This window comes from Paraburkholderia sp. RL17-337-BIB-A, from assembly GCF_046025895.1.
Lineage (GTDB): Bacteria > Pseudomonadota > Gammaproteobacteria > Burkholderiales > Burkholderiaceae > Paraburkholderia > Paraburkholderia fungorum_C.
Genome location: NZ_JARESY010000001.1, coordinates 3,828,624 through 3,849,770, shown reverse-complemented (window position 1 = coordinate 3,849,770; position 21,147 = coordinate 3,828,624). Strand labels below are relative to the sequence as shown.

The window sequence follows — 21,147 nt, the reverse complement described above, 5'->3', positions numbered from 1 at the left end:
GGTCAATTTGCGGCGGCGAGCACGTGCTCGCCGCCCGCCGCCTGCAAGGCTGCTGACGCGGCCACTCCCGCCACGCTCGCATTCGCTCAATAAAGGACGCTTTTTGGACACGTTGCTACACTTCGTCAACCTTGTCTTGCACATCGACAAGTTCCTGGGTGACTTCATTCACGTGTACGGCACCTGGGTCTACGCGGTCCTGTTTCTGATCGTGTTCTGCGAAACCGGGCTGGTCGTGCTGCCGTTTCTCCCGGGCGATTCCCTGCTGTTCATCGGCGGCGCTTTTTGCGCGAGCGGTGAAATGAATCTCGGCCTCCTGATCGTGCTGTTGCTCGTTGCGGCGGTCGCCGGTAATACGGTCAACTACATGATCGGGCGGGCCATTGGGCCACGGGTGTTCAATTCGCATATCCCTTTCCTTGAGCGCTTCCTCGACCGCGCCGCGCTGCAGAAGACTCATAACTTCTATGAAAAGCATGGCGGCAAGACCATCGTGCTGGCGCGTTTCATTCCGGTGGTGCGTACCTTCGCGCCGTTCGTTGCCGGTGCATCGGAGATGACGGTGAGTCGATTCCAGCTCTTCAACATTCTCGGTGCGCTGTTGTGGGTGTTGCTGCTGGTGTTGCTCGGTTACTTCTTCGGCAACATTCCGTTCATCCGGCAGTATCTGAATGTGATCGTGCTGGTGGGTATCGGCGCGGCCGTGGTACCGGTTGTGTTAGGTGCGTTATGGAAGATGACGCGTAAGAACTCGACCAAGGCGGGCACCCGCTGACGCTTCACGTTGCATGGAGCACACGAACAAACGGCGTCGCGAATCTCGCGACGCCGTTTTCATTTCGGGTCCTGATTCAGCCGAGCCGGATCGCGGAAGTTGTGAGCAAATTTGTCAACCCGGCGAGCTGCGACCTCGATCATTCGTGTACCTAACCTTGGTCGCGTTCACGTCACCACGCGCGGCGCAAGCGGCGTTTCCGGCGTCGGATAGCCGGCTTCCTTGAAGGTCTGAACGATCGCGCGATTGGTGTCGAAGTAGACTTGCCAATAATGCTCATTGTTCGTATAGGGCCGCACGCATAACAACGGTCCCTCCGGCGTGAAGCTCAGCACCTCGATATCCGGCGCGGGGCTTTCGGCCACGTTCGGAATCTGCGTGACGGCCGCCTTCAGCCGGTTCATTGCATCCGTAGGGTCGACGCCGTTGGCGATCTTCGCTGTCAACTCGACACGCCGTACCGGCAGTACGCTGTAGTTCGAGATTGTGTCGGAAAAGATCTTGTTGTTGCCGACGATGGTCGTCACGTTGTCCGGCGTCACGATGGTCGTGCCGAACAGTCCCAACTCGGAGACCGTGCCGGTCACGCCGCCGGCAGTGACAAAATCGCCCACCTTGAACGGCCGCAGCACCTGCATGAAGATGCCAGCCGCGAAGTGGGCGAGCAAGCCGCCCCACGCAGTGCCGATCGCGAGACCGAGACCGGCGAGCAATGCGGCGAACGAGGTAGTCTGGACGCCGAACACCTGCAGGATCGCGAGGATCAGCAGCAGATTCAGCAACGCGCCGAGAATCGAACCGAGGTAATGCGCGAGGGTTGGATCGACGCGGCCGTTTTTCGACAGCAGTTTGCGAAGCAAGCCGGTTATCAGGCCGATGACCCAGCGGCCAACGACCCACAACACGATCGCGCCGAGTACCTTGGTGCCGAGGTCGATGCCTCGGGTCATGATGAACACGCGTACGGTTTCGAGATCCAAGATGTTCCTCGTTGGTTAAGTTGCCTTCGACTGATTGAACGGCGGTAGTGCAATACAGCGGCAAATGCCCGGTGGCGGGCGCAAACGGTAACTCTCGGTCTTCGGAAGTTATAGGCGACGGGGCGCCCATACGCAAGGTCCGTTCCTGGCGATGATGCGCAATGCGTGGCGGGGAAAATGAGCCGCGTGCGGTTACATCGGCAGATGTGATTCGGAATACGGCGACGTGCGAATGACCAGTGTGTTCATGTTAGCTTTGGCGGTGCGCATGCGACGTGTGGCGTACCGCCACGCCAATGCGGCAATGGCGGCCAGCACATACGTGCTGGCGCGTTCGAAGAATGCGCTCGAGTTGCTGAACTTGCCGTAGCGGTTCTGCGCGTCGGCGAACACGAGAAAGGTCAGCGCGGCATCGAGCAGCAAGGCGGTCCAAGCCAGCGCGATGAAGATGTGCGCACCATTGAGCGCGGCGCCGGGTACGAGCCGGTTGCACAGATGACACGCGAACAGCACGATAGCCAGCAAGGCAAGGTTCGCGACGAGGTCGAACAGAAAATTAGTCATGTTGACGGAATGAAAGCGCAGAGATTTGCGGCGTTGGCAAAGCGTCTGCTCACGCAGCATTGCAGCGTGATGCGCAGAATCGGCGGCGATCATTGCACGTCTTTACGTCTCAATAAATATCAATGTTCGGAGTCCGTTGCATCGGTTTCGTATTGAAGAGACGTGATGTAAGAGCTCCTGCATGGTTGTGTGGGGCATGATGATTGGCGCTGTGAGAAACTTTCGCGCCGATGCACAAGATCGAGGCGATATCGATCGGATTCCGTCGATGTCGCACGTCCGGAGCGGTACCGGTGCCGTCGAAACTATGCTGCGCGAGTCGCTCGTGCGCCAGCGTTTGCCGGGACTTTGCCCGCTGATCAGAAGTGGTACGAAAGACCAATTTGCAGCGTCGGATACCATCGATAGGGCGAGGCTTTGTCCCTCAGTTGTTGCAAGCCCGTCGAGGCAATCTCCTGGCTCATGGCAGGACCCGCGGCCTGAGCCAGGGCCGGTGACAATGTATAGGACGATCTCGGCACGCCATACGCGACGCCGAGATCGACCACCAGACCGAATCCCTTGGCCGCGGGTCGCAAGCCATAGCCCACCCCCAGATAAGGCATGACGGTCGGGTACTTGACGGTGGCGGTCGCATACTCGCCCGGAAAGGCCGGCGTTCTCTGGCCTTTGAATATGTAGGTGCCGTTCGTGGGAACGGAATTGCCGCTCACTTCGTCGTCCGTGAAGCGAAGGCCGGCGGTGACGCGAAAGCCGCTGTTCGACCACGGGAACAGATCGCCGTAGATGCCTCCCTGGCGAAGCCGCAAGTCGTCGGCATAACGATTTCCGCCCACCGTAAAGTCATGCGAGAGATTGATCGCGTTGAAGTCCGCGTGCACGCCGAACCAGGAAGTGACGTTCAGTGCCGCGCCAATGCCGACACCAAGCGTTCCGCCCTCCAGGAATACTTCCTGAGCGTGCGCCGTTTCGATCGAGATCGCCAAACCTACTACCCAGATTACTTTTGCAGTGTTCATGGGCGGCCCCCTGGGCGGGTTGGGCCGCGGGATCGTGCGTCCCTTGGCAGCCCTGTCTTGTGGTCTTTTTTGCGGCGCTTCTTATCGCGCCGTGACGCGATCATGCGTGCGCAAGACGGGGGCGGTCTGTGGGGTGTCGAACTATTTGGGGGATCGAGCGAAGAGGGTGGCGCGCGGGCCAGAAAAAGAAAAGGGCTTGCGACGCTGACGCGTGCAAGCCCTTGAATCTTTTGGTAGGCCGTACGGGATTCGAACCTGTGACCAACGGATTAAAAGTCCGCTGCTCTACCAGCTGAGCTAACGACCCAAAAGAGAAGCGAGATTATAGCGATAGCAGCCATGGGCTGTCAACCCATGGTGGTAAGCCAAACTATCCCTACTTCAGATAGTGAAAAGCCCGAGGTATCGCTACCCAGGGCTTTCCAGCGAGAGGCGCGCGTGGCTGGTTAATTTGCGAACCGCGATGTGAACTGCGTGGCCACTGCGCGTGATGCCAACTGCTAAAGCTTGTACGACTACTTGATCTGCGACAGCTTGCTCTGAGCCGACTGCGCGACGTCCGAGCCGCTGTATTGCGCGACGATCTGCTCCAGCGTCTTCTTGGCCGCAGCCTTCTGACCTTGCTCGAGCTGATTGTTCGCAATCGCAAGCAGCGCTTCCGGTGCACGCGGATGCTGCGGGTAGTTCTTCACCACACCTTGCCAGATCGCCGTCGAGCCCTTGTAATCACGCAGCGCATACAGCGCATTGCCGAGCCAGTACTGCGCGGTCGGCTGGTAGGGGCTGTTCGGGAACTTGGAGATGAAGGTGCGGAACGACGCCGCCGCATTCTTGAAGTCGCCGTTACGGAACTGCTGTGAAGCCGCATTGAACGAATCGGTTTCACCCGGCTGCACCTCGCCCTGGACGCCGTCCACGGTCTGTTGCTGCGGCTCGAATTTCTTCAGCCGCGTGTCCAGATCTGTGTAGTAGTCCTTCTGCTGCTTTTGCAGCGTGGTGAGCTGGTTGCCCATATCTTCGTTCTGCCCACGCAACGTCGCGACCTGCTGATTCAGCTGGTCGAGGCGGTTGGACTGATCGAGGATCGTGCGCTGTGCAGCCGACAGTTGGCTCGAAAGGCTATCGGTCTTCGAACGCAGATCGAGAATGGCCTGACGGGCCTGATCGTCGTCGAAGATCCCTGCGTGCGCAGGCACAGCCGCGAAGGCCGTGCCTGCGACGCAGGCCGCTGCGGCAAACCGCAGCCAGGAGAAACGATGCGTCATTCGGCTCATCACCCGTTACTTACTGTTGGTATACGAGGTCGGCGCGGCGGTTTTGTGCCCACGACGATTCGTCATGACCGGTAGCTTGCGGCTTTTCCTTGCCGAGGCTCACGGCTTCCATTTGCGAGTCCGTCACGCCCATCAGCGACAGCGAACGGCGCACAGCTTCAGCACGCTTCTGGCCGAGTGCCAGGTTGTACTCGCTGGTGCCGCGTTCGTCGGTGTTGCCCTGGATCAGGACGTGACGTTGCGGATGGCTCTTCAGGTATTGCGAGTGTTGTTGCAGCAGCGATTGGTAGTCGTCCTTGACCGAGTAGCTGTCGAAGTCGAAGTAGATGCTGCGCTTGGCGAGCGGGCTATTCGGATCGTTCAGCGGATCGACGTTGACCTGAGCGACATCGGTCGGGTTCGGTTGCGTTGAAACAGCGCCGCCCTTGTTAGCGTTTTCGTCGAGCTTGACGCCCGAGTGACACGCGGCCAGCAAACCGACCATCAATACGGCAAATGCGAAACGAAGTTTTGAAATCATTTGGTAACTCTCCTTGTGTTGTTGCATGAACGTTATTGCATAAATGGGCCCCAGGACGGTTCGCGTACGCTGCCGCCCTGAACGGACAGGACCTGCCGAGTGCGACCGTCGGTCGATACTGCGGCCAACACGCCACGGCCGTTCACCTGTGTGGCGTAAAGAATGTACTGACCGTTCGCCGCGAAGCTCGGCGATTCGTCATGTGTGGTGTCCGTCAGGCCCGTGGCGGTATTGCCTTGCAGGTCCTGAATGTACAGCTTGAACCCGCCGCCGACGCGCGAGATATAGGCGAGCTGCTTGCCATCCGGGCTCACGCGCGGGCTGGTGTTGTAGCTGCCCGTGAAGGTCACGCGTTGTGCGGGGCCGGCGCTTTCGCCCTGGGCCGACATTTTGTAGATCTGCGGTTGGCCGCCACGGTCGCTCGTGAAATAGATCGACTGGCCGTCAGGCGAGAAGCATGGCTCGGTGTCGATCGAGCTGCCTTGCGTCAGGCGCCGCAGGCCGCTGCCGTCCGCATTGACCGCGAAGATCTGCGTATTGCCGGTGCGCGAAAGCGCGACGGCGAGTGTACGGCCATCCGGCGACCAGGCCGGCGCGCTGTTGTTACCCTTCTGGTCCGATACGATCACGCGACGGCCCGTAGGCAGGTCGTGGATATAGACGATCGGCTTCTTCTTTTCGAACGAAACGTAAGCGACCTTGGTGCCGTCAGGCGACCATGCCGGCGAGATGATCGGCTCGGGGCTCGACAGCGCGATGTGCGCGTCCTGGCCGTCCGAATCGGAGATCTGCAACTGATAACGGCCGCCCGTCTGGATGACGTACGAGAGGCGCGTGGCGAATACACCGCGGCCGCCCATCAGCTTCGCGTAGATGTAGTCCGCGACCTTGTGTGCGCTCATGCGCAAGCCGCTTTCTGGGCTCACGAGTACGAGGCCGCCGAGGCTTTCGCCCTTGACGGTGTCGTACAGCTTGAAGCGCACTTCGAACTGGCCGTTCGGCAGACGGTTCACGCTGCCCGACACGAATGCGTTGGCGCCCTTGGCTTTCCAGCTGCCGAGGTCGACGGAATCCGTTTCGGAGACTGGCGTGCTGCCCGCGTCGATATTCGTGAATTTGCCGCTGCGTTGCAAATCCTGACGCACGATCGTGCTGACCTGCTGCGGCGAATTCGCTTCATTGGCGAAATTCGCCGTTGCGATCGGAAACTGGGTGGACCCGACGCCTGTCACGAGGACGTTGAGTTGTGCGTGGGCGGCACCGCCGACGGCGATCAGGCACGACGCTACAAGTGTCCGCAGGCCTAGCTTGGTCATCAAACTCATGCTGTATGGTTTCCCCAAAAACGGTTTTACTAACACTTCACGACAGCAGACAGACCCGCAAACAACTAATTCGTTCCCGGGTGCGCCGCGCTGGGCGGGGCGCTGCGTCTGCTGTCAACTGACTGTCAAACTATTGCAATCACCCTGCCGGGCGCATCGTAATCTTGAAACTGGTGGGCGTTTTCCCGTCGATATCCTGAGGCATCGGATTCGAACGCTGGACAGCCCGCAGTGCTGCATCGTCCCACGCCGCGTTGCCGCTACTGCGCGAAATTTGCGCGTCCAACAGCGTGCCGGTCGGCGAGCAGCGTACGGAGATGACCGTCTCCAGGCCATCCGTTTCGCCGCCCCACGAGATGTTCGGACGCACCACACGACGCACCTTGTCCGCGTAACCCGGCGATGTCGCCGTGCCACCCGAACCACTGCCAGTGCCGCTCTTCGCAAGCCCATTGCCGGTCGAACCTTCGGCGCCCGCCGAACCTTGCAGCTGGGCAAGCCGCGCACGACGTTCCGCGTCCAGCTTCTTGGCTTGCGCTGCAGCGTCTGCTTGCGCCTTGGCCTTCGCTGCTTTCTGCGCGTCGGCCTCGGCCTGTTTCTGCTGCTCCTGCTGTTGTTCCTTCAACTGCTGCTGCTTCTGCTGGTCGGCCAATTGCTGTTGTTTCAGCCTGTCGGCCTGCTGCTGTTGCTGCAACTGTTTCTGTTTGGCCGCCGCTGCTTTTTGCGCGGCCAGTTGCGCTGCCTGATCAGCCGCCAGTTGCTGCTGACGCTTCGCCTCGGCCTCCTGCTGGGCTTGCAGCTTCTGCTGACGCTGCTGCTCGGCCAGTTGCGCCTGACGGGCCGCTTCCTGTTGCTGGCGTTTCTTTTCCTGCAGCGCGATGTCGGCCTGTTCGTCCGGCAGCGGCGGGGCAGGGGCGACGGGAACAGGCGGCGGTGGAGGCGGGCGTGGAATCGCCGAATCCGGCACCTCGGTCCACAGTTCTGCCTCCGCGCCAGCCGGCGTGCTGTTCTGCCATTGAATGCCGTGATACAGGAAGAATCCCAGCAGCGCGTGCATTACCAGGGCGAACACAAAGGCTCGCCAGGTGCCGCGTTCACGCGGCGGCTGAAGCGGGTATTCGGAATTCTTGCGGATCATTGTGATTTGACGAGCAATCCAACGCGCTTGACGCCCTGAGCTTTCAGATCGGACATCACGTTCATCACGACTTCGTACTTCACGGTTTTGTCGGCGGCGATCACGACAGGCTGATCAGGGTGTGACTGCGCGCGGTCGGCGATAAACCCGTGCAGATCGGCCTTGCTCATGTTTTCCTGTTGCTGCGCGCCGGAATCGTCCTTGTATTTGACGCTCATATTGCCGTCCGCGCGGATGTTCACGATCACGGGCGGAGTTTGCTGCTGCGGCGCGGCGCCGCCGACAGTCGGCAGATTGACGATCGACGGGGCGACGAGCGGCGCGGTCACCATGAAGATCACGAGCAATACGAGCATCACGTCGATGTACGGCACGACGTTGATGTCGGCCATCGCGCGGCGCTGACGGGAGCCGCGCATGCTGGAGGAAGAGCCTGCCATCGTGGACCCCTTACTGTGCCTGACGCTGCAAAATGTTCGAGAACTCTTCGATGAAGGTCTCGAAGCGGATCGCCAGACGGTCGATGTCGTGTGCGTAGCGGTTGTAGGCGACCACCGCCGGAATCGCGGCGAACAGGCCGATTGCGGTGGCGGTCAGCGCTTCTGCAATGCCCGGTGCGACGTTCGCAAGCGTTGCCTGCTGCACGTTGGCGAGGCCGCGGAACGCATTCATGATCCCCCACACCGTGCCGAACAGACCGATATACGGGCTGACCGAACCGACCGACGCGAGAAACGCCAAATTTGCTTCGAGCACGTCCATTTCACGCTGGAACGCGGCGCGCATGGCACGGCGCGCACCGTCGAGAATCGCGCCGGAATCGTTCAGGCGCTTTTCCTTGCCCTTCAGAAATTCGCGCATGCCGGATTCGAAAATCCGTTCCAGTGCGCCGATCGTGTGGCGGTTGTTGGCGGCGCTCTGATACAGCGCCTGCAGGTCGCCGCCCGACCAGAAATCGCGTTCGAAGCGTTCAGTTTGCGCGCGTGCCCGGCGGATCGCAAACCACTTGCGGAAGATGAAAGTCCACGACAACAGCGACAACAGAAGCAGCAGCGCCATGACGGCCTGCGCCAGCAGGCTCGCATTGAGTACGAGAGAAACGATCGACAGATCTTGTGTAGTGTTCATAAAGGTTCGTTTTAACGTCCCGGAAGGGGGCGTCCGGCTGCAAGGTCACTCGAAGCTTGCCGTGAGCAAAACGGAAGCATCGGCGATATTGCAAGCCGAACCATGCTTTGTGTTGCTTGATCGATACGAGTTCACTGGCCCCGTAACAACGGGATTCAGTCGTTGTCCGTTGACATGCCGCGGTCGTTCACGTTCGGCCCGCGCCGCAACGCAGCGAGAACCGGCGGAGGAATCGCGGCCGGCCGCAGCGCAATGCGCTCGACGCAGCCGACCCGGATGGAACCGGAAGCAAGCAACGTGCCGTCGCGCCACGCTTCCTGTGCAAAATCGACGGAAGCCCGGCCAAGACGCTCGATTCGGCTCACTACTTTGACGACATCGTCGAGGCGGGCCGGCGCCCGATAATCGACTGCGGTGCTGCGCACGATGAAAATGGCCCCCGCTTCACCGGCGAGCCGGTTCTGGTCGACGCCGCACGCGCGCAGCCATTCGGTGCGCGCCCGCTCAAAAAACTTCAGGTAATTCGCGTAAAACACGATGCCGCCGGCGTCGGTATCTTCGTAATACACGCGGATTGGCCACGTGAAGCCGATTTCCGTACCGGGCTGGATGGTCGACATATTCATGCCGCGCATTTTACCGGAACGCATACCCTGAGGTCTGTTTCAAGATGTGCGCCCCGCCTGGCTTGCCTCAACGGCGCTTTCGGCCGTGATTAACCGCGATGGATGGTCAAGCCGGCAAAAGATTGGGCCACCGGCATCAGCTCGATCGTGTTGATATTGACGTGCGCCGGACGCGTGGCAATCCAGTAGATCGAGTCGGCGATATCTTCCGCCGTCAGCGGTTGCACGTTCTGGTAGACGTTGGCCGCTTTTTCGTCGTCTCCGCGAAAACGCACGTTCGAAAACTCCGTGCCGCCGCACAGGCCCGGCTCGATGTCGGTCACGCGCAGTGCGGTGCCGGCCAGATCGGCGCGCAGGTTCAGGCTGAACTGACGCACAAACGCCTTGGTGGCGCCATAGACATTGCCACCCGCGTACGGCCATCGGCCGGCCACCGAACCCAGATTGAAAATGTGCCCACGGTTACGCTCCACCATTCCGGGCAGGAGCGCATGCGTGACCTGCACGAGGCCCGTGCAGTTGGTGTCGATCATGGTGTTCCATTCGTCCAGATTCGCTTTTTGCGCCGGCTCGACGCCGAGCGCGAGGCCGGCGTTATTGACGAGTACGTCGAGTGCGGCGAAGTCGGCGGGCAGCGAGGCCGGCACGGCTTCGACGGCGGCGCGGTCGCGCACGTCGAGCTCAAACGGCAGGAGGGCGTCGCCGAGTTCGTCGGCGAGTGCCTGCAGGCGGTCTTTGCGGCGCGCGGTGGCGACGACCCGATGGCCGCCCTTGACGAAGGCGCGAGCGATAGCGGCGCCGAATCCCGCGGACGCTCCGGTGACGAATACGATCATTGCAGTTCCCTGGCTGGTAAATGAGAAAGGCCCCAAGCCTACTTCCAATGCGGCGCCGCGGCAAGGATGAACCAGCCTTACAAGGGGCTGCGGCAGGGACGCGGAGCGGATTGCGGGCGCCCTTTCATCAGATGTTTGCGCGCCGCTTGCGGCGCCGCTGTGACCGGCTGTGTGAGCGCCCACCGGCCCAGCAGGAAGCCGGTTGCCTATTCGATCCTCTTCCAATAAACTAACGCGCTCATCCCTGTGTGACTGGCGATAGAACCGGTTCAAGCAATCGGGTTCAAGGTGGAGCAACCCACCGTGAAGCGCAGGGAGCCGTTTTGCCGTTCGCCTGGGCAGCCGTGATCCGCGCGCATTGATCTGCGCTGACGGTGGCTGTCCTGCCTCGCGTGTGCGGCGATTCTCCATCCGCCACGTCAGGGCTGGCCCAGCCGCCAGCAGCGCTGCGTACCCTCTACGCAAGATTCGGCGCACGATCCGGTCAACCTGAACACACTCAACGGAATCCGTATGTTTGACAGAGCCCAAAGCACCATCGCCAATGTCGATCCTGAACTCTGGAAGGTTATCGAGCAGGAAAATCGCCGTCAGGAAGAGCACATCGAACTGATCGCGTCGGAAAACTACACGAGCCCGGCCGTGATGGCTGCGCAAGGCTCCCAACTCACCAACAAATACGCCGAAGGGTATCCGGGCAAGCGCTACTACGGCGGCTGCGAATATGTCGACATCGCCGAGCAACTGGCGATCGACCGCGTTAAGCAACTGTTCGGCGCCGAAGCCGCCAACGTGCAGCCGAACTCCGGTTCGCAGGCGAACCAGGGCGTGTTCTTCGCCATGCTCAAGCCGGGCGACACGATCATGGGCATGAGCCTCGCGCACGGTGGCCACCTGACTCACGGTTCGCCGGTCAACATGTCGGGCAAGTGGTTCAACGTGGTGAGCTATGGCCTGAACGAAGCCGAAGACATCGACTACGACGCGGCTGAGAAGCTCGCGCAGGAACACAAGCCGAAGCTGATCGTGGCCGGCGCGTCGGCGTTTTCGCTGCGCATCGACTTCGAACGGATGTCGAAGATCGCGAAGTCGGTGGGTGCGTATTTCATGGTCGACATGGCGCACTATGCCGGCCTCGTCGCCGCGGGCGTCTATCCGAACCCGGTACCGCACGCCGATTTTGTCACCACCACCACGCATAAGAGCCTGCGCGGCCCGCGCGGCGGTGTGATCCTGATGAAAGCCGAGTTCGAAAAGCAGATCAATTCGGCCATCTTCCCGGGCATTCAGGGTGGTCCGCTGATGCACGTGATCGCCGGCAAGGCAGTCGCGTTCAAGGAAGCACTGTCGCCGGAGTTCAAGGCATATCAGCAGCAAGTGGTCGAGAATGCGCGCGTGCTGGCTGAAACGCTGGTCAAGCGCGGCCTGCGCATCGTCTCGGGTCGTACCGAAAGCCACGTGATGCTGGTCGACTTGCGCGCCAAGAAGATCACCGGCAAGGCCGCGGAAGCTGCGCTCGGCGCGGCGCACATCACGGTCAACAAGAACGCGATCCCGAATGACCCGGAAAAGCCGTTCGTCACGAGCGGTGTGCGTCTCGGCTCGCCGGCCATGACCACGCGTGGCTTCGGCGTCAAGGAAGCGGAGCAGGTAGGTAACCTGATCGCCGACGTGCTGGACAACCCGGAAGACGCAGCCACGATCGAACGTGTGCGCGCGCAAGTCGCCGAGCTGACCCAGCGCTTCCCGGTTTACCGCTAAGCCGCCATGCACTGTCCCTTCTGCCGTCACGCCGATACGCAAGTTGTGGATTCCCGCGTATCCGAAGACGGCGCGACGATACGCCGGCGCCGCCGCTGCCCGGCCTGCGACAAACGTTTCACGACGTATGAGCGGGTTGAGCTGGCGTTGCCGTCGGTCGTCAAGAAGGACGGCAGCCGCACGGAATTCGATCGCCGCAAGATCGTCGCAAGCATGCAACTGGCGCTGCGCAAGCGCCCGGTAGCAGCGGACGCGATCGACGCGGCCGTCGCGCGCATCGAATATCAACTGCTCGGCAGCGGCGAGCGCGAGGTGCGCAGCGAGCGCCTCGGCGAACTCGTGATGAACGAGTTGCGTGCGCTCGATACTATTGCCTATGTTCGTTTCGCCTCTGTCTACCGGCGCTTCGAAGACGTCTCCGAATTCGAGGACGTGATCGAAGAATTCCGTCGCGCCTCTTCTCCTCCCAAGCCACCCCGCAAGCGCTGATTGCTGTCGCGCCTGAAGTTGCGCTCCAGGCTCTGTTCTCTTCCGCGTAAGTTCGCGCATCCACATCTCCGCTCCCGTTATGTTCGTCACGCGTGCATTTTTGCGCGGGATAGCGTCTGAGTGCCACCTGGCCATTCGGCCGATTGTCGACCCGTTTGCGAATCGCTAGATTGGCTGCATTCTTTGAAACGATCAGGGATGCAGATGAAATGGGATGCAGTCTGTTTGAGGCCGCGCCGCGGCTTTACGCTTGTCGAAACACTGGCTGTTGTCGCGCTGCTGGCGATAATCGCGGTGATGGCGACGCCGGCGTTCGTCGCATGGCACTTGCGAGACCAGGTTGACGCACGCGCGAAAGCGCTTGCCTCCACGCTCGCCTATGCGCGCAGTGAAGCAATGCGCCGCGGCGCTCGCGTCACCGTATGCCGAATCGACGCGGCGCGGCATTGTCTTGCCACCGGGCAAGCGTGCGGCAACGGGGTTGCCGACTGGTCGTGCGGCTGGGCCGTATTGGCCGAACGAGGCGGCACGCTCTCGCTACTGCGCGCGCATCCTTTGCTGGCGGCGGTCAGTATCACTGGAACGCAGACGAATCTCACGTTTACGCCGCCGGCGGGGCAGTTGATCGGCACCTTTCGCAGCTTTGATATCGCACCGCGCGTGCCGTCGAAAGCGACCCAGGGCGACAAATGGCGGCGTTGCATCCGCATCGCGGCGGGCGGGCGTGCGCGGATTGTCGAGGGCGCGTGTGGAGCGGTATCGTGAGCCGATATTCGTCGAGCCCGTGGGCACGCAGTTGCCCCGCAAGGCACTCAACAACGCATAGAGGCAGTTCGCTGATCGAAGTGATGCTGGCCGTCGCCCTGATGGCAGTGACGGCGCTCGGGCTGCTCGCCGGCCAATTGTGGACCGCGCGCGAAGCCCGTGCGATGGCGATGCGCGAGCACGCCGCATGGATAGCCGATTCCGCCGCCGAAGCGATGCGCGAGTCCTCGGCCGGCGACGCTGCGATCAGACAATGGAGCGCGCGTGCAACGGCCCTGCTGCCGCACGGCGAAGCTTCGGTAGGGGAACGCAGTGGCGTGTCCATCGCAAGTGTCACGTGGAGGGCTCTGCACGACATGCCGCGCGCCGACGATGTCATCGACAAGCCCGAGTCGTGCGGTGGTGCGGATGTTCCCACTGGCACCTCATGCGTTGCGCTGGCGTTCGCAAAATGACGCAACGTATCTCTATCGCGCTTGGCCACACGCTCGTCGAGTTCGTGATCGCAATTGCGTTGGGGCTGGTCGTGACGGCCGGCGCGGTCTCGCTTTATACAACGCAGCGTCATGTGTTCGAGCGCTCGAACGACGCGATGCGGATCCGCGAAGCCGGCCTGACCGCACTGACGCTGATGGGCCAGCAACTTCAAATGGCCGGCTTTGTACCCGTGGACGTCGTGAGGTTCACTAGTCCGCCGCCGTTGTTCGGTTGTTCGGGCAGTCGCCCGACCGGTGCGGACGACAACCTCGCCTGCGAGGCGTTGCCGAGCCGCTCGGACGGTATCGCGGTTCGTTATGTCGGTGACAACGTTTCGACCTGGCCGTCAGCGACCGGCCAATCAACCGACTGCCTCGGCCAGGCCGTAACGAACAACGATGCGGCACTCGGCGGGCAGGGCGTGTTGGTGGTCAACCGATACTTCGCGAGGGTCAGCGGGTCGACGGGCGAGCCGGAACTTTACTGTGAGGGCAATGGCAAGGCGGGGTCCGCGCAACCGCTGGTCGAAGGTGTCGAACGCGTACGACTCAAGTACTGGCTAGCCGGCGGGCTGAGCGCAATAGACGCGTCGGCGATAGCGGCCGATCAATGGGCAAGGGTCGTCGCCGTCGATCTTTGTGTGCTCGTTCGCGGTGCCCCGCAAGGACGGAGCACGCGCTACGCCGATTGCGATGGCGTGAGCGCTGTGGCTACCGACATGCGGGCACGGCAGGCTTTCTCGCGGCGAGTGGCGATACGCAATCACGCGGAGGATTCTCTGTGACAGACGGACCTTACAGTACAACGAACCGCGCGACATCGGCTCGGCGAAATCCCGATGGTCATGCCGTTCGGAGATCACGCGTTCACAACAGCGGCACCGTCCTGCCGATCGTCCTGCTGATTTCCGCGATGATGTTGACCACCTCCGCGGCCTGGTTTGAAACCTCGCTTGTTGCGGCGCGGGGCGCCAACAACATGCGCGACTATTTGCAGGCATTTCATGCCGCGGATTCGGCGCTGACCCTGTGTGCCCGGAGCGTGGTCGCTGCGGCAACTGTCGAACCGGAGCCCGTGGCATCGCTCTCACCCGGCGAGCCGACGCAGTGGAAGCACGAAGCCGCTTTTGAGGCCGGCGCTGTCGCACCTATCGCGCAATGGCCCGGATCGTTGCGCCCGCCGCAATGTTTGATCGAAGCGTGGCGTCTTGCCACGCGCGCCGATGCCCGAGCCTATTTATTGACGTCCCGCGGCTTCGGCCGAACCAAAGAGTCACAGGTGTGGTTGCAGATGGAACTTGTGATCACAGGTGAACAGAGCGAGCGTCATTGGCGTCGTATCGCCGCACGCCCATTTTGACGGGAGGTTTATGACGAGATTGCACACATCCGCATTTACGCTACTCGAACTGATGATCGCGCTGGCGATAGCTGCCACGCTGCTCGGGTTTGCAGTGCCTTCGTACCGGAGTCAAGTCGCGCGAACACACAGGGTCGACGCGGCGTCCGCCCTTTATCGGGCAGCGCAATTCGTCGAGGGAGCGGCAAGCGATGGCACCGCGATATTGCCGCCGGGTCTGAATCAGGCGCCGCAATTCGGCACGCCGGTATACCGGTTGCACCTGCTGCCGGTGGACGACACAAACGGCGGCTATTCACTAGAGGCAGCGCCGATCGAAACCGGCCCCATGCGCGACGACGCTTGCGGCGTTTTCACGCTGGATGCGACAGGGCTGCGAGGGAATAGAAGCAGCGCAAACGGCGTGGCGCCGGCAAATGGCGAGTGCTGGAACACAAGCTAGGGAGCGCTGTTGGACATGGCGCGGCAATGCCAGACGATGAACCTGATACTCGGGCGCGTACTACCCGGGCCTCAGTACCCGCTATCAACCGCCTCTTCCTTTTTGCCGGCGGACGCAGCGGACTCATTCTTCATCTGCTGCCAGATTCGATATGCTTCCCAGCCGGCAAGCGCAAGGCTGCCCCATTTGAGCGCCGGCTTCGCCCCCGCTGCGATAGTCGCGCGCAGTGGCTTGGCTAACACCAGCGAAGCGATCGAACTGATGAGCGGATACTGTTTGAGGAGCGCGCCGATGCTGCCTGCGTTGATAAAACTCGCCTTCGAGCCCCTGCCCACACGCATGCCGCCGAAGCCCGGCAGAATGAATTTGAGCCAGCTGAAATGCGTGACTGCCTGCCGCAATTCGATCGTCGCCTGAGCGAGTTCCATGCGCTCGACATCCGCGCGCACCAGCAGCAATTCCTTGCGCAGCGCTCGCAGGTGAGGCGTACTCAGATCTTTGGCTTGGTGGCGCTTGTTGCGGAACGCGGTATCGGAATGGGTTGAGCTCATGGCGTGTCGGCGGCAGTGGAGGTGGGGCAATAAAACTAAGCTGCAAATCGGTCGAAGTGTCTGCGAGGATTCACAAAGGCGCCGGACGTTTGAGGCACGCCCATGAGCCGGTTATACGCGCGGCTTCACGGTTTGCGGAACACGTCGCGATCTTTCTCGAACTCGGCAATCGTAGCTTCGAACACCATTGGCGCGTTGCGCAAACCACTGCGCGCTTTTAGCGCACAGGCTATTCCTGCGATGGCGTACACCGCCGTGATGCCGGCGAGCGCTTGCCATCGGTAGGTGTCCCAGAACGCGATGGCGATCAGCGCCGTCAATGCGATCAAGGCCATCGTCGCAAGCATCATGGCCGCGAGGCCGAGAAACAGCACGCCCAGCAGGCGGTCTTTTTCTTCGGCGAGTTCGATGCCGACCAGTTCAAGCCGCGTTTGCAGAAGAGCAAACACGGATCCAAAAATACGGCGCAACGGACTGTGTTCGCCGTGCTGCGATTGTGTTTCGATCGTCATGGCTTTGAGCGTTGCGCGTGAAGGCCTAACCGGCGCGTGAAAACGAGCGCGCCAAGAGAAGCGGACCGGCCAGGCTTGCGCCGGTCAACCCGATTCGCTGGTCTGCCGCGCACGCTTCGCGCGGCAGTGTCACCAGAGTGTTACTTGCGGTTGATCAACAGCCCCAACAGCACGCCGGCGCCAGCGGCGATGCCGATGGATGCCCATGGATGCTCATGCACGTAGTCGTCGGTAGCGCGTGCGGCCTTCTTGCCCTTTTCGACCACCACGACCTGCACGTCAGCCGCCTTTTCCTTAGCCTGCTTCAGGCGCGTGAGCGCCGTTTCACGCAGTTCCGAAGCGCGCTCGCCGGTGGCGCTCGCGGCCTGTTTCAGCAAATCTTCAGCGTCCGCGAGGACGGTTTTGATATCCGACATCAATCTCTCCTTGTTGACTTCCGACATTGACAGCTCCCCTTCGTCTCACGCCACGCGTGAATCGTAACCAAAGAAACGGCCGCTGGCGAGCGCAGTGCTCGGTTCGTTGAAAACAATCGCACGAACCGTTCCCGGTTGAAGTAAGGTTCCGAAAACTCCTCATCTGCTACACCCTACAGCAGAGTTTGCCTAAGATGGAGTTGATCTGTCCCGCAAAGTTTCCACTAAATCGGTGAAAATTACAAAAACGCATAAAGTAGTGACGCGATGTTGGTTCGGTATGTACCGTCGCTCCCGTATGCTGTAATTTGGCGAAGCGCGCTTGAGCAGAGCGTCGCGCGCGAATGCTCGCGCAGAATGTCCGAATACAACAAGGAGCTGCACTATGAGTTTACGTCTTGGCGACATTGCACCGGATTTCGAACAGGAGTCGAGTGTCGGCCGCATCAAATTCCACGAATGGCTGGGCGATAGTTGGGGCGTGCTGTTCTCGCATCCCGCTGACTTCACGCCGGTTTGCACGACCGAACTCGGTTTGACGGCGAAGCTGGCCGGCGAATTCGAAAAGCGCAATGTGAAGACGATCGCGTTGTCGGTCGACAGCGCCGAGTCGCACAAGGAATGGATCAAGGACATCAACGAGACCCAGGCCGCCAACGTCGGCTTCCCGATTCTCGCTGACGGTGATCGCAAGGTCGCTGAGCTGTACGACATGATCCACCCGAACGCCAATGAAACGCTCACGGTCCGGTCGCTGTTCGTGATCGATCCGAAGAAGAAGGTGCGTTTGATCATCACCTATCCGGCCAGCACCGGGCGCAATTTCGACGAAGTGCTGCGCGTGATCGACTCGCTTCAACTCACCGACAGCCACTCGGTGGCCACGCCCGGCAACTGGAAGCAGGGCGATGACGTGGTGATCGTGCCGTCGTTGAAGGACGAAGAAGTCATCAAGCAGAAATTCCCGAAGGGCTATAAGGCGCTGCGCCCGTATCTGCGGATGACGCCGCAGCCGAACAAATAAGCGGCGGATGGGTCACGAAAGGCGCCGTTAGCTGCAATGCGACGCCGTGACGCCGCAACGAAAAAAGGCCGGTTCGAAAATTGAACCGGCCTTTCGTTGTCTACTTCCGATTTGCTATCCAGCGGCCAAGTCGAAACGCCGCCATCAAAACAATCAAAACAATCAGCGCATCAGAAAAACGCCTGAATGCCCGTTTGCGCGCGCCCGAGAATCAGCGCGTGAATGTCGTGCGTACCTTCGTACGTGTTCACGACTTCCAGATTGACCAGATGCCGCGCGATGCCGAACTCGTCCGAGATACCGTTGCCGCCGAGCATGTCGCGAGCGAGCCGCGCAACGTCTAGCGCCTTGCCGCACGAATTGCGTTTCATGATCGAGGTAATCTCGACGGCGGCCGTGCCTTCGTCCTTCATGCGGCCGAGACGCAAAACGCCTTGCAGGCCGAGCGTGATTTCGGTTTGCATGTCGGCGAGCTTTTTCTGGATCAGCTGATTCGCGGCGAGCGGCCGCCCGAACTGCTTGCGATCCAGCACATATTGACGCGCCGTGTGCCAGCACGCCTCAGCCGCGCCGAGCGCGCCCCAGGCAATCCCATAACGCGCCGAGTTCAGGCACGTAAACGGACCGCGCAAGCCGCTGACTTCGGGGAAGCGGTTTTCTTCCGGCACGAACACTTCATCGAGCACGATCTCGCCGGTGATCGATGCACGCAAGCCCACCTTGCTATGGATGGTCGGCGCTGACAGCCCCTTCCAGCCCTTCTCGAGAATGAAGCCGCGGATCGAATCCTTGCCGTTCTCCTCGAGCTTCGCCCACACGACGAACACGTCGGCGATCGGCGAATTGGTGATCCACATCTTCGAGCCCGACAGCGAATAGCCGCCGTCGACCTTTTTCGCGCGCGTGATCATGCTGCCCGGATCGGAGCCGTGGTTCGGTTCTGTCAGCCCGAAGCAGCCGATCCATTCGCCGGTGGCGAGCTTCGGCAGGTACTTCTTTTTTTGCGCTTCCGAGCCGAATTCGTAGATCGGCACCATCACGAGCGACGATTGCACCGACATCATTGACCGGTAGCCGGAATCGACGCGCTCCACTTCACGCGCGATCAGACCGTACGCCACGTAGTTCAGACCGGGACCGCCGTATTGCTCGGGAATCGTCGGGCCGAGCAGGCCGAGTTCGCCCATTTCGCGGAAGATCTCGATGTCGGTCTTCTCATGACGGAACGCTTCGAGCACGCGCGGCTGCAGCTTGTCCTGCGAGTAAGCGGCGGCGGCGTCGCGCACCATGCGTTCGTCTTCGGTGAGCTGCTGATCCAGCAGCAACGGGTCTTCCCAGTGAAACTGCGCGGCCTCTGCCATGACGTATCTCCTGATTCCTTGCTTGACTAAACGTGTCCGAGCTTGACTTAAGTTCCGCTATGCGAAACAATGTTTTGCAAACCACGTCCGAGTGTACCACCCCATGACGCCCACATCTACTCTCTCCGACCCGCTCGACGAGCGCAAATTTGTCGTCGCCCTCGCGCGTGGGCTGGAGTTGCTACGTGCGTTCAAACCGGGCGAAACAATGCTCGGCAATCGCGATTTCGTCGAACGCACGGGGTTGCCCAAGGCGACCGTCAACCGTCTGGCCTACACGCTGACCGTGCTCGGCTATCTGCGGCTCGATGAAACCCTGGGTAAATATGCGCTGGACGCCGGCGTGCTGTCGCTCGGTTTCGCGCTGCTCTCGGGCACCGACACGCTCGAGCTCGCGCGTCCGCACATGCGCACCTTCGCGCGCGAAGTGGGCGCGGCGGTATCGCTCGGATGCCGCGATGGTCTCGACATGATTTATCTGGAGACGATCCGCAGCGAAACCGCATTGACGCTCGGGCTCGCATCCGGTTCGAAACTGTCGATGCTGACCAGTTCGATGGGACGCGCGTATCTGGCGGTACAGCCATTGGACGTGCGCGCCGCGTTGCTTGTCGAGCTTAAGAAGAGCGCCGGCAAAGAGGGCGCCGCGCTGCTGGCAGATGCCGAAAAGGAAATCGAAAGCTTCGCGCAGGAGCGCTGCTGCTATTCGTTCCGCGCGTGGCACGACGACGTGAACGCGGTCGCGGTGCCGTTTCGCGAACCGCGCGAAGGCCGCTGGCTGGTGCTGAGTTGCAGCGGGCCGGCGTCGTCGATGGGAGAGGATGTGTTTAGGGAAAACGTCGCGCCGCGCCTGAAGGCCCTGGCACGGCGGTTGGGCGATACCGGCTGAGGTGCAGGCCGGCGCATCGCAGCGCGGGCCTCACTCAGCCAGGTTCACATCGCCCGATCATGATAGTGCGCGTTGAACAACGGCCCTTGAACGAAGCGCACATCGTACTGTTGCAACGCGTCGAACTGCGGCTCATCCATCACGCGGTTGAAGATCAGCGGAATCCGCAAGCGGCTTGCATAGCCCACTAGCGGCTTCACCATCGCATCGCGCAACGCGGTCGCCGCATCCATCTTGATGAAGTCGAGCCGCGCCGTTTCCGACACTGACAGAATCTGCCCCGCGTTCGAAAGATTGCCCGCCACCTTGAAGCCGTAGCGCTGATAGCTCGTGGTCAGATAGCCGAGGAAGGTTTTATGCGCGACCGCCGCCGCCGGCAACTCGATCACCACGCGCGACGGGTTCAGTCCGAACGACACCAGCACGGTTGAGAAATGCAGGCCATGGTCGTACTTGACGCTCTTGAGCAGCCGCTCGTGCACCCGTAGAAACAGCAGCCCGTGCCGCTGCGCGCCGAAGAAATTGATCGCGTGCAGCGCGCGTGACATGCGGTCGAGGGCGACCAGATCCTGATCGTCGGCGACACGGTCGAATGGATCGAAGACATCAAAGGGCGCGCCGTCGAGACGTTGCGTGACCGCCTGAAACCCGAGTTCATCGCCGAAACGATCCACGCCCTCGGCGCCCGACGACAACGACTGCGCCAACGCATGCACGCTGATATCGAAGATCGGCTCATAGGCGCTGGCAAGTTCGACGCCGTCGAACTGAGCCACCGCGATCTCGCTATGCACGCCGGTTCCCATCGCCAGATGTTCGCCGAGAAATGGGTGGTCGGCGGCGCGTGCAATCAGGTTGGAGACGGTCGGCGGAATCATGTAGGCGAATGGATGGCGATAGGTGCGCGCTCGGCGCT

Annotated in this window: 26 protein-coding genes, 1 tRNA gene and 1 riboswitch; of the genes, 10 read left to right on the top strand and 17 right to left on the bottom strand. The window is 61.2% G+C overall.

Annotated features, from left to right (window positions below; genetic code table 11):
- Positions 1 to 103 precede the first annotated feature (103 nt).
- Positions 104 to 775 carry a DedA family protein gene (locus tag P0D84_RS17265; RefSeq protein ID WP_408338273.1) on the top strand — a complete coding sequence of 224 codons (672 nt, stop codon included), beginning with the start codon at positions 104 to 106 and terminating at the stop codon, positions 773 to 775.
- 167 nt (positions 776 to 942) lie between these two features.
- Here P0D84_RS17265 and P0D84_RS17260 read toward each other — a convergent pair whose 3' ends face one another.
- From P0D84_RS17260 to ydfG, 12 genes are all read right to left on the bottom strand, one after another.
- A complete protein-coding gene (locus P0D84_RS17260; protein WP_408338271.1) occupies positions 943 to 1,755 on the bottom strand; it encodes a mechanosensitive ion channel family protein in 813 nt (270 codons plus the stop codon).
- Positions 1,756 to 1,947: 192 nt separating this feature from the next.
- Positions 1,948 to 2,412 (bottom strand): hypothetical protein, encoded by a 465-nt coding sequence (locus P0D84_RS17255; protein ID WP_408338269.1) that lies wholly within the window; start codon positions 2,410 to 2,412, stop codon positions 1,948 to 1,950.
- 266 nt (positions 2,413 to 2,678) lie between these two features.
- Positions 2,679 to 3,338 (bottom strand): hypothetical protein, encoded by a 660-nt coding sequence (locus P0D84_RS17250; protein WP_408338267.1) that lies wholly within the window; start codon positions 3,336 to 3,338, stop codon positions 2,679 to 2,681.
- 231 nt (positions 3,339 to 3,569) lie between these two features.
- Positions 3,570 to 3,645 (bottom strand) — tRNA-Lys (locus P0D84_RS17245).
- A gap of 208 nt (positions 3,646 to 3,853) precedes the next feature.
- Positions 3,854 to 4,603: a tol-pal system protein YbgF gene (gene ybgF / locus P0D84_RS17240; RefSeq protein WP_408338265.1), complete on the bottom strand. Its 750-nt coding sequence runs from the start codon at positions 4,601 to 4,603 to the stop codon at positions 3,854 to 3,856.
- A 19-nt stretch (positions 4,604 to 4,622) separates the two neighbouring features.
- On the bottom strand, positions 4,623 to 5,132 hold the full coding sequence (pal, locus tag P0D84_RS17235) for a peptidoglycan-associated lipoprotein Pal (RefSeq protein ID WP_408338263.1): 510 nt from the start codon (positions 5,130 to 5,132) through the stop codon (positions 4,623 to 4,625).
- Positions 5,133 to 5,164: 32 nt separating this feature from the next.
- Positions 5,165 to 6,457: a Tol-Pal system beta propeller repeat protein TolB gene (tolB, locus tag P0D84_RS17230; protein WP_408338261.1), complete on the bottom strand. Its 1,293-nt coding sequence runs from the start codon at positions 6,455 to 6,457 to the stop codon at positions 5,165 to 5,167.
- Between the two features lie 139 nt (positions 6,458 to 6,596).
- Entirely contained in the window at positions 6,597 to 7,595 is a 999-nt protein-coding gene (gene tolA, locus P0D84_RS17225; protein WP_408338259.1) for a cell envelope integrity protein TolA, read from the bottom strand.
- Positions 7,592 to 8,035 (bottom strand): protein TolR, encoded by a 444-nt coding sequence (tolR, locus tag P0D84_RS17220; RefSeq protein WP_408338257.1) that lies wholly within the window; start codon positions 8,033 to 8,035, stop codon positions 7,592 to 7,594. The genes tolA and tolR overlap by 4 nt, the downstream gene beginning before the upstream one ends.
- Positions 8,036 to 8,045: 10 nt before the next feature.
- Positions 8,046 to 8,723 (bottom strand): protein TolQ, encoded by a 678-nt coding sequence (tolQ, locus tag P0D84_RS17215; RefSeq protein ID WP_012431821.1) that lies wholly within the window; start codon positions 8,721 to 8,723, stop codon positions 8,046 to 8,048.
- A gap of 155 nt (positions 8,724 to 8,878) precedes the next feature.
- Complete coding sequence (gene ybgC / locus P0D84_RS17210) at positions 8,879 to 9,358, bottom strand: tol-pal system-associated acyl-CoA thioesterase (RefSeq protein WP_408339876.1); 480 nt, start codon at positions 9,356 to 9,358, stop codon at positions 8,879 to 8,881.
- Positions 9,359 to 9,438: 80 nt separating this feature from the next.
- Positions 9,439 to 10,185, bottom strand: coding sequence for a bifunctional NADP-dependent 3-hydroxy acid dehydrogenase/3-hydroxypropionate dehydrogenase YdfG (gene ydfG / locus P0D84_RS17205; protein WP_408338255.1), 747 nt, complete (start codon positions 10,183 to 10,185; stop codon positions 9,439 to 9,441).
- A 238-nt stretch (positions 10,186 to 10,423) separates the two neighbouring features.
- Positions 10,424 to 10,532: riboswitch (ZMP/ZTP riboswitch) on the top strand.
- Between the two features lie 166 nt (positions 10,533 to 10,698).
- Here ydfG and glyA point away from each other — a divergent pair.
- From glyA to P0D84_RS17170, 7 genes are all read left to right on the top strand, one after another.
- Positions 10,699 to 11,946, top strand: coding sequence for a serine hydroxymethyltransferase (glyA, locus tag P0D84_RS17200; RefSeq protein WP_408338253.1), 1,248 nt, complete (start codon positions 10,699 to 10,701; stop codon positions 11,944 to 11,946).
- 6 nt (positions 11,947 to 11,952) lie between these two features.
- Positions 11,953 to 12,435: a transcriptional regulator NrdR gene (gene nrdR / locus P0D84_RS17195; protein ID WP_091796645.1), complete on the top strand. Its 483-nt coding sequence runs from the start codon at positions 11,953 to 11,955 to the stop codon at positions 12,433 to 12,435.
- Positions 12,436 to 12,633: 198 nt separating this feature from the next.
- Positions 12,634 to 13,200 (top strand): GspH/FimT family pseudopilin, encoded by a 567-nt coding sequence (locus P0D84_RS17190; RefSeq protein WP_408338251.1) that lies wholly within the window; start codon positions 12,634 to 12,636, stop codon positions 13,198 to 13,200.
- Positions 13,201 to 13,283: 83 nt separating this feature from the next.
- On the top strand, positions 13,284 to 13,655 hold the full coding sequence (locus P0D84_RS17185) for a hypothetical protein (RefSeq protein ID WP_408339874.1): 372 nt from the start codon (positions 13,284 to 13,286) through the stop codon (positions 13,653 to 13,655).
- Positions 13,652 to 14,461, top strand: a complete 810-nt coding sequence (locus P0D84_RS17180) for a PilW family protein (protein ID WP_408338249.1) — start codon at positions 13,652 to 13,654, stop codon at positions 14,459 to 14,461. Before P0D84_RS17185 ends, P0D84_RS17180 begins: the two co-directional genes overlap by 4 nt.
- A 128-nt stretch (positions 14,462 to 14,589) precedes the next feature.
- Positions 14,590 to 15,036, top strand: a complete 447-nt coding sequence (locus P0D84_RS17175) for a pilus assembly PilX family protein (protein ID WP_408338247.1) — start codon at positions 14,590 to 14,592, stop codon at positions 15,034 to 15,036.
- A gap of 10 nt (positions 15,037 to 15,046) precedes the next feature.
- A complete protein-coding gene (locus P0D84_RS17170) occupies positions 15,047 to 15,478 on the top strand; it encodes a type IV pilin protein (RefSeq protein WP_408338245.1) in 432 nt (143 codons plus the stop codon).
- Positions 15,479 to 15,549: 71 nt separating this feature from the next.
- Here the strand turns inward: P0D84_RS17170 and P0D84_RS17165 are convergent, their stop codons facing one another.
- The 3 genes from P0D84_RS17165 to P0D84_RS17155 all read right to left on the bottom strand — a co-directional run bounded on the left by P0D84_RS17165 (position 15,550) and on the right by P0D84_RS17155 (position 16,984).
- The gene (locus P0D84_RS17165; protein ID WP_408338243.1) at positions 15,550 to 16,029 is read right to left on the bottom strand and encodes a DUF3318 domain-containing protein; all 480 of its coding nucleotides are present in this window, start codon (positions 16,027 to 16,029) and stop codon (positions 15,550 to 15,552) included.
- A 125-nt stretch (positions 16,030 to 16,154) separates the two neighbouring features.
- Entirely contained in the window at positions 16,155 to 16,541 is a 387-nt protein-coding gene (locus P0D84_RS17160) for a phage holin family protein (RefSeq protein ID WP_179736340.1), read from the bottom strand.
- A gap of 140 nt (positions 16,542 to 16,681) precedes the next feature.
- Positions 16,682 to 16,984, bottom strand: a complete 303-nt coding sequence (locus P0D84_RS17155; RefSeq protein WP_028198798.1) for an ElaB/YgaM/YqjD family protein — start codon at positions 16,982 to 16,984, stop codon at positions 16,682 to 16,684.
- A 358-nt stretch (positions 16,985 to 17,342) separates the two neighbouring features.
- On the opposite strand from P0D84_RS17155, the gene P0D84_RS17150 reads away from it, so the two are divergent.
- Entirely contained in the window at positions 17,343 to 17,981 is a 639-nt protein-coding gene (locus tag P0D84_RS17150; RefSeq protein ID WP_408338241.1) for a peroxiredoxin, read from the top strand.
- Between the two features lie 170 nt (positions 17,982 to 18,151).
- Here P0D84_RS17150 and P0D84_RS17145 read toward each other — a convergent pair whose 3' ends face one another.
- A complete protein-coding gene (locus P0D84_RS17145) occupies positions 18,152 to 19,342 on the bottom strand; it encodes an acyl-CoA dehydrogenase (RefSeq protein ID WP_408338239.1) in 1,191 nt (396 codons plus the stop codon).
- Between the two features lie 103 nt (positions 19,343 to 19,445).
- Here P0D84_RS17145 and P0D84_RS17140 point away from each other — a divergent pair, with 103 nt between their 5' ends.
- Entirely contained in the window at positions 19,446 to 20,231 is a 786-nt protein-coding gene (locus tag P0D84_RS17140) for an IclR family transcriptional regulator (RefSeq protein ID WP_408338237.1), read from the top strand.
- Positions 20,232 to 20,275: 44 nt separating this feature from the next.
- On the opposite strand, the gene P0D84_RS17135 is transcribed toward P0D84_RS17140, so the two are convergent.
- Positions 20,276 to 21,109, bottom strand: coding sequence for a diguanylate phosphodiesterase (locus P0D84_RS17135; RefSeq protein WP_408339872.1), 834 nt, complete (start codon positions 21,107 to 21,109; stop codon positions 20,276 to 20,278).
- Positions 21,110 to 21,147 lie beyond the last annotated feature (38 nt).

Excerpts from the sequence above, each read along its gene's own strand:
- P0D84_RS17255 (WP_408338269.1), bottom strand. The coding sequence starts at position 2,412 with ATGATCGCCGCCGATTCTGCGCATCACGCTGCAATGCTGCGTGAGCAG.
- P0D84_RS17250 (WP_408338267.1), bottom strand. The coding sequence starts at position 3,338 with ATGAACACTGCAAAAGTAATCTGGGTAGTAGGTTTGGCGATCTCGATC.
- ybgF (WP_408338265.1), bottom strand. The coding sequence starts at position 4,603 with ATGACGCATCGTTTCTCCTGGCTGCGGTTTGCCGCAGCGGCCTGCGTC.
- pal (WP_408338263.1), bottom strand. The coding sequence starts at position 5,132 with ATGATTTCAAAACTTCGTTTCGCATTTGCCGTATTGATGGTCGGTTTG.
- tolB (WP_408338261.1), bottom strand. The coding sequence starts at position 6,457 with ATGAGTTTGATGACCAAGCTAGGCCTGCGGACACTTGTAGCGTCGTGC.
- tolA (WP_408338259.1), bottom strand. The coding sequence starts at position 7,595 with ATGATCCGCAAGAATTCCGAATACCCGCTTCAGCCGCCGCGTGAACGC.
- tolR (WP_408338257.1), bottom strand. The coding sequence starts at position 8,035 with ATGGCAGGCTCTTCCTCCAGCATGCGCGGCTCCCGTCAGCGCCGCGCG.
- tolQ (WP_012431821.1), bottom strand. The coding sequence starts at position 8,723 with ATGAACACTACACAAGATCTGTCGATCGTTTCTCTCGTACTCAATGCG.
- ybgC (WP_408339876.1), bottom strand. The coding sequence starts at position 9,358 with ATGCGCGGCATGAATATGTCGACCATCCAGCCCGGTACGGAAATCGGC.
- ydfG (WP_408338255.1), bottom strand. The coding sequence starts at position 10,185 with ATGATCGTATTCGTCACCGGAGCGTCCGCGGGATTCGGCGCCGCTATC.
- glyA (WP_408338253.1), top strand. The coding sequence starts at position 10,699 with ATGTTTGACAGAGCCCAAAGCACCATCGCCAATGTCGATCCTGAACTC.
- nrdR (WP_091796645.1), top strand. The coding sequence starts at position 11,953 with ATGCACTGTCCCTTCTGCCGTCACGCCGATACGCAAGTTGTGGATTCC.
- P0D84_RS17190 (WP_408338251.1), top strand. The coding sequence starts at position 12,634 with ATGCAGATGAAATGGGATGCAGTCTGTTTGAGGCCGCGCCGCGGCTTT.
- P0D84_RS17185 (WP_408339874.1), top strand. The coding sequence starts at position 13,284 with ATGCTGGCCGTCGCCCTGATGGCAGTGACGGCGCTCGGGCTGCTCGCC.
- P0D84_RS17180 (WP_408338249.1), top strand. The coding sequence starts at position 13,652 with ATGACGCAACGTATCTCTATCGCGCTTGGCCACACGCTCGTCGAGTTC.
- P0D84_RS17175 (WP_408338247.1), top strand. The coding sequence starts at position 14,590 with ATGATGTTGACCACCTCCGCGGCCTGGTTTGAAACCTCGCTTGTTGCG.
- P0D84_RS17170 (WP_408338245.1), top strand. The coding sequence starts at position 15,047 with ATGACGAGATTGCACACATCCGCATTTACGCTACTCGAACTGATGATC.
- P0D84_RS17165 (WP_408338243.1), bottom strand. The coding sequence starts at position 16,029 with ATGAGCTCAACCCATTCCGATACCGCGTTCCGCAACAAGCGCCACCAA.
- P0D84_RS17160 (WP_179736340.1), bottom strand. The coding sequence starts at position 16,541 with ATGACGATCGAAACACAATCGCAGCACGGCGAACACAGTCCGTTGCGC.
- P0D84_RS17155 (WP_028198798.1), bottom strand. The coding sequence starts at position 16,984 with ATGTCGGAAGTCAACAAGGAGAGATTGATGTCGGATATCAAAACCGTC.
- P0D84_RS17150 (WP_408338241.1), top strand. The coding sequence starts at position 17,343 with ATGAGTTTACGTCTTGGCGACATTGCACCGGATTTCGAACAGGAGTCG.
- P0D84_RS17145 (WP_408338239.1), bottom strand. The coding sequence starts at position 19,342 with ATGGCAGAGGCCGCGCAGTTTCACTGGGAAGACCCGTTGCTGCTGGAT.
- P0D84_RS17140 (WP_408338237.1), top strand. The coding sequence starts at position 19,446 with ATGACGCCCACATCTACTCTCTCCGACCCGCTCGACGAGCGCAAATTT.
- P0D84_RS17135 (WP_408339872.1), bottom strand. The coding sequence starts at position 21,109 with ATGATTCCGCCGACCGTCTCCAACCTGATTGCACGCGCCGCCGACCAC.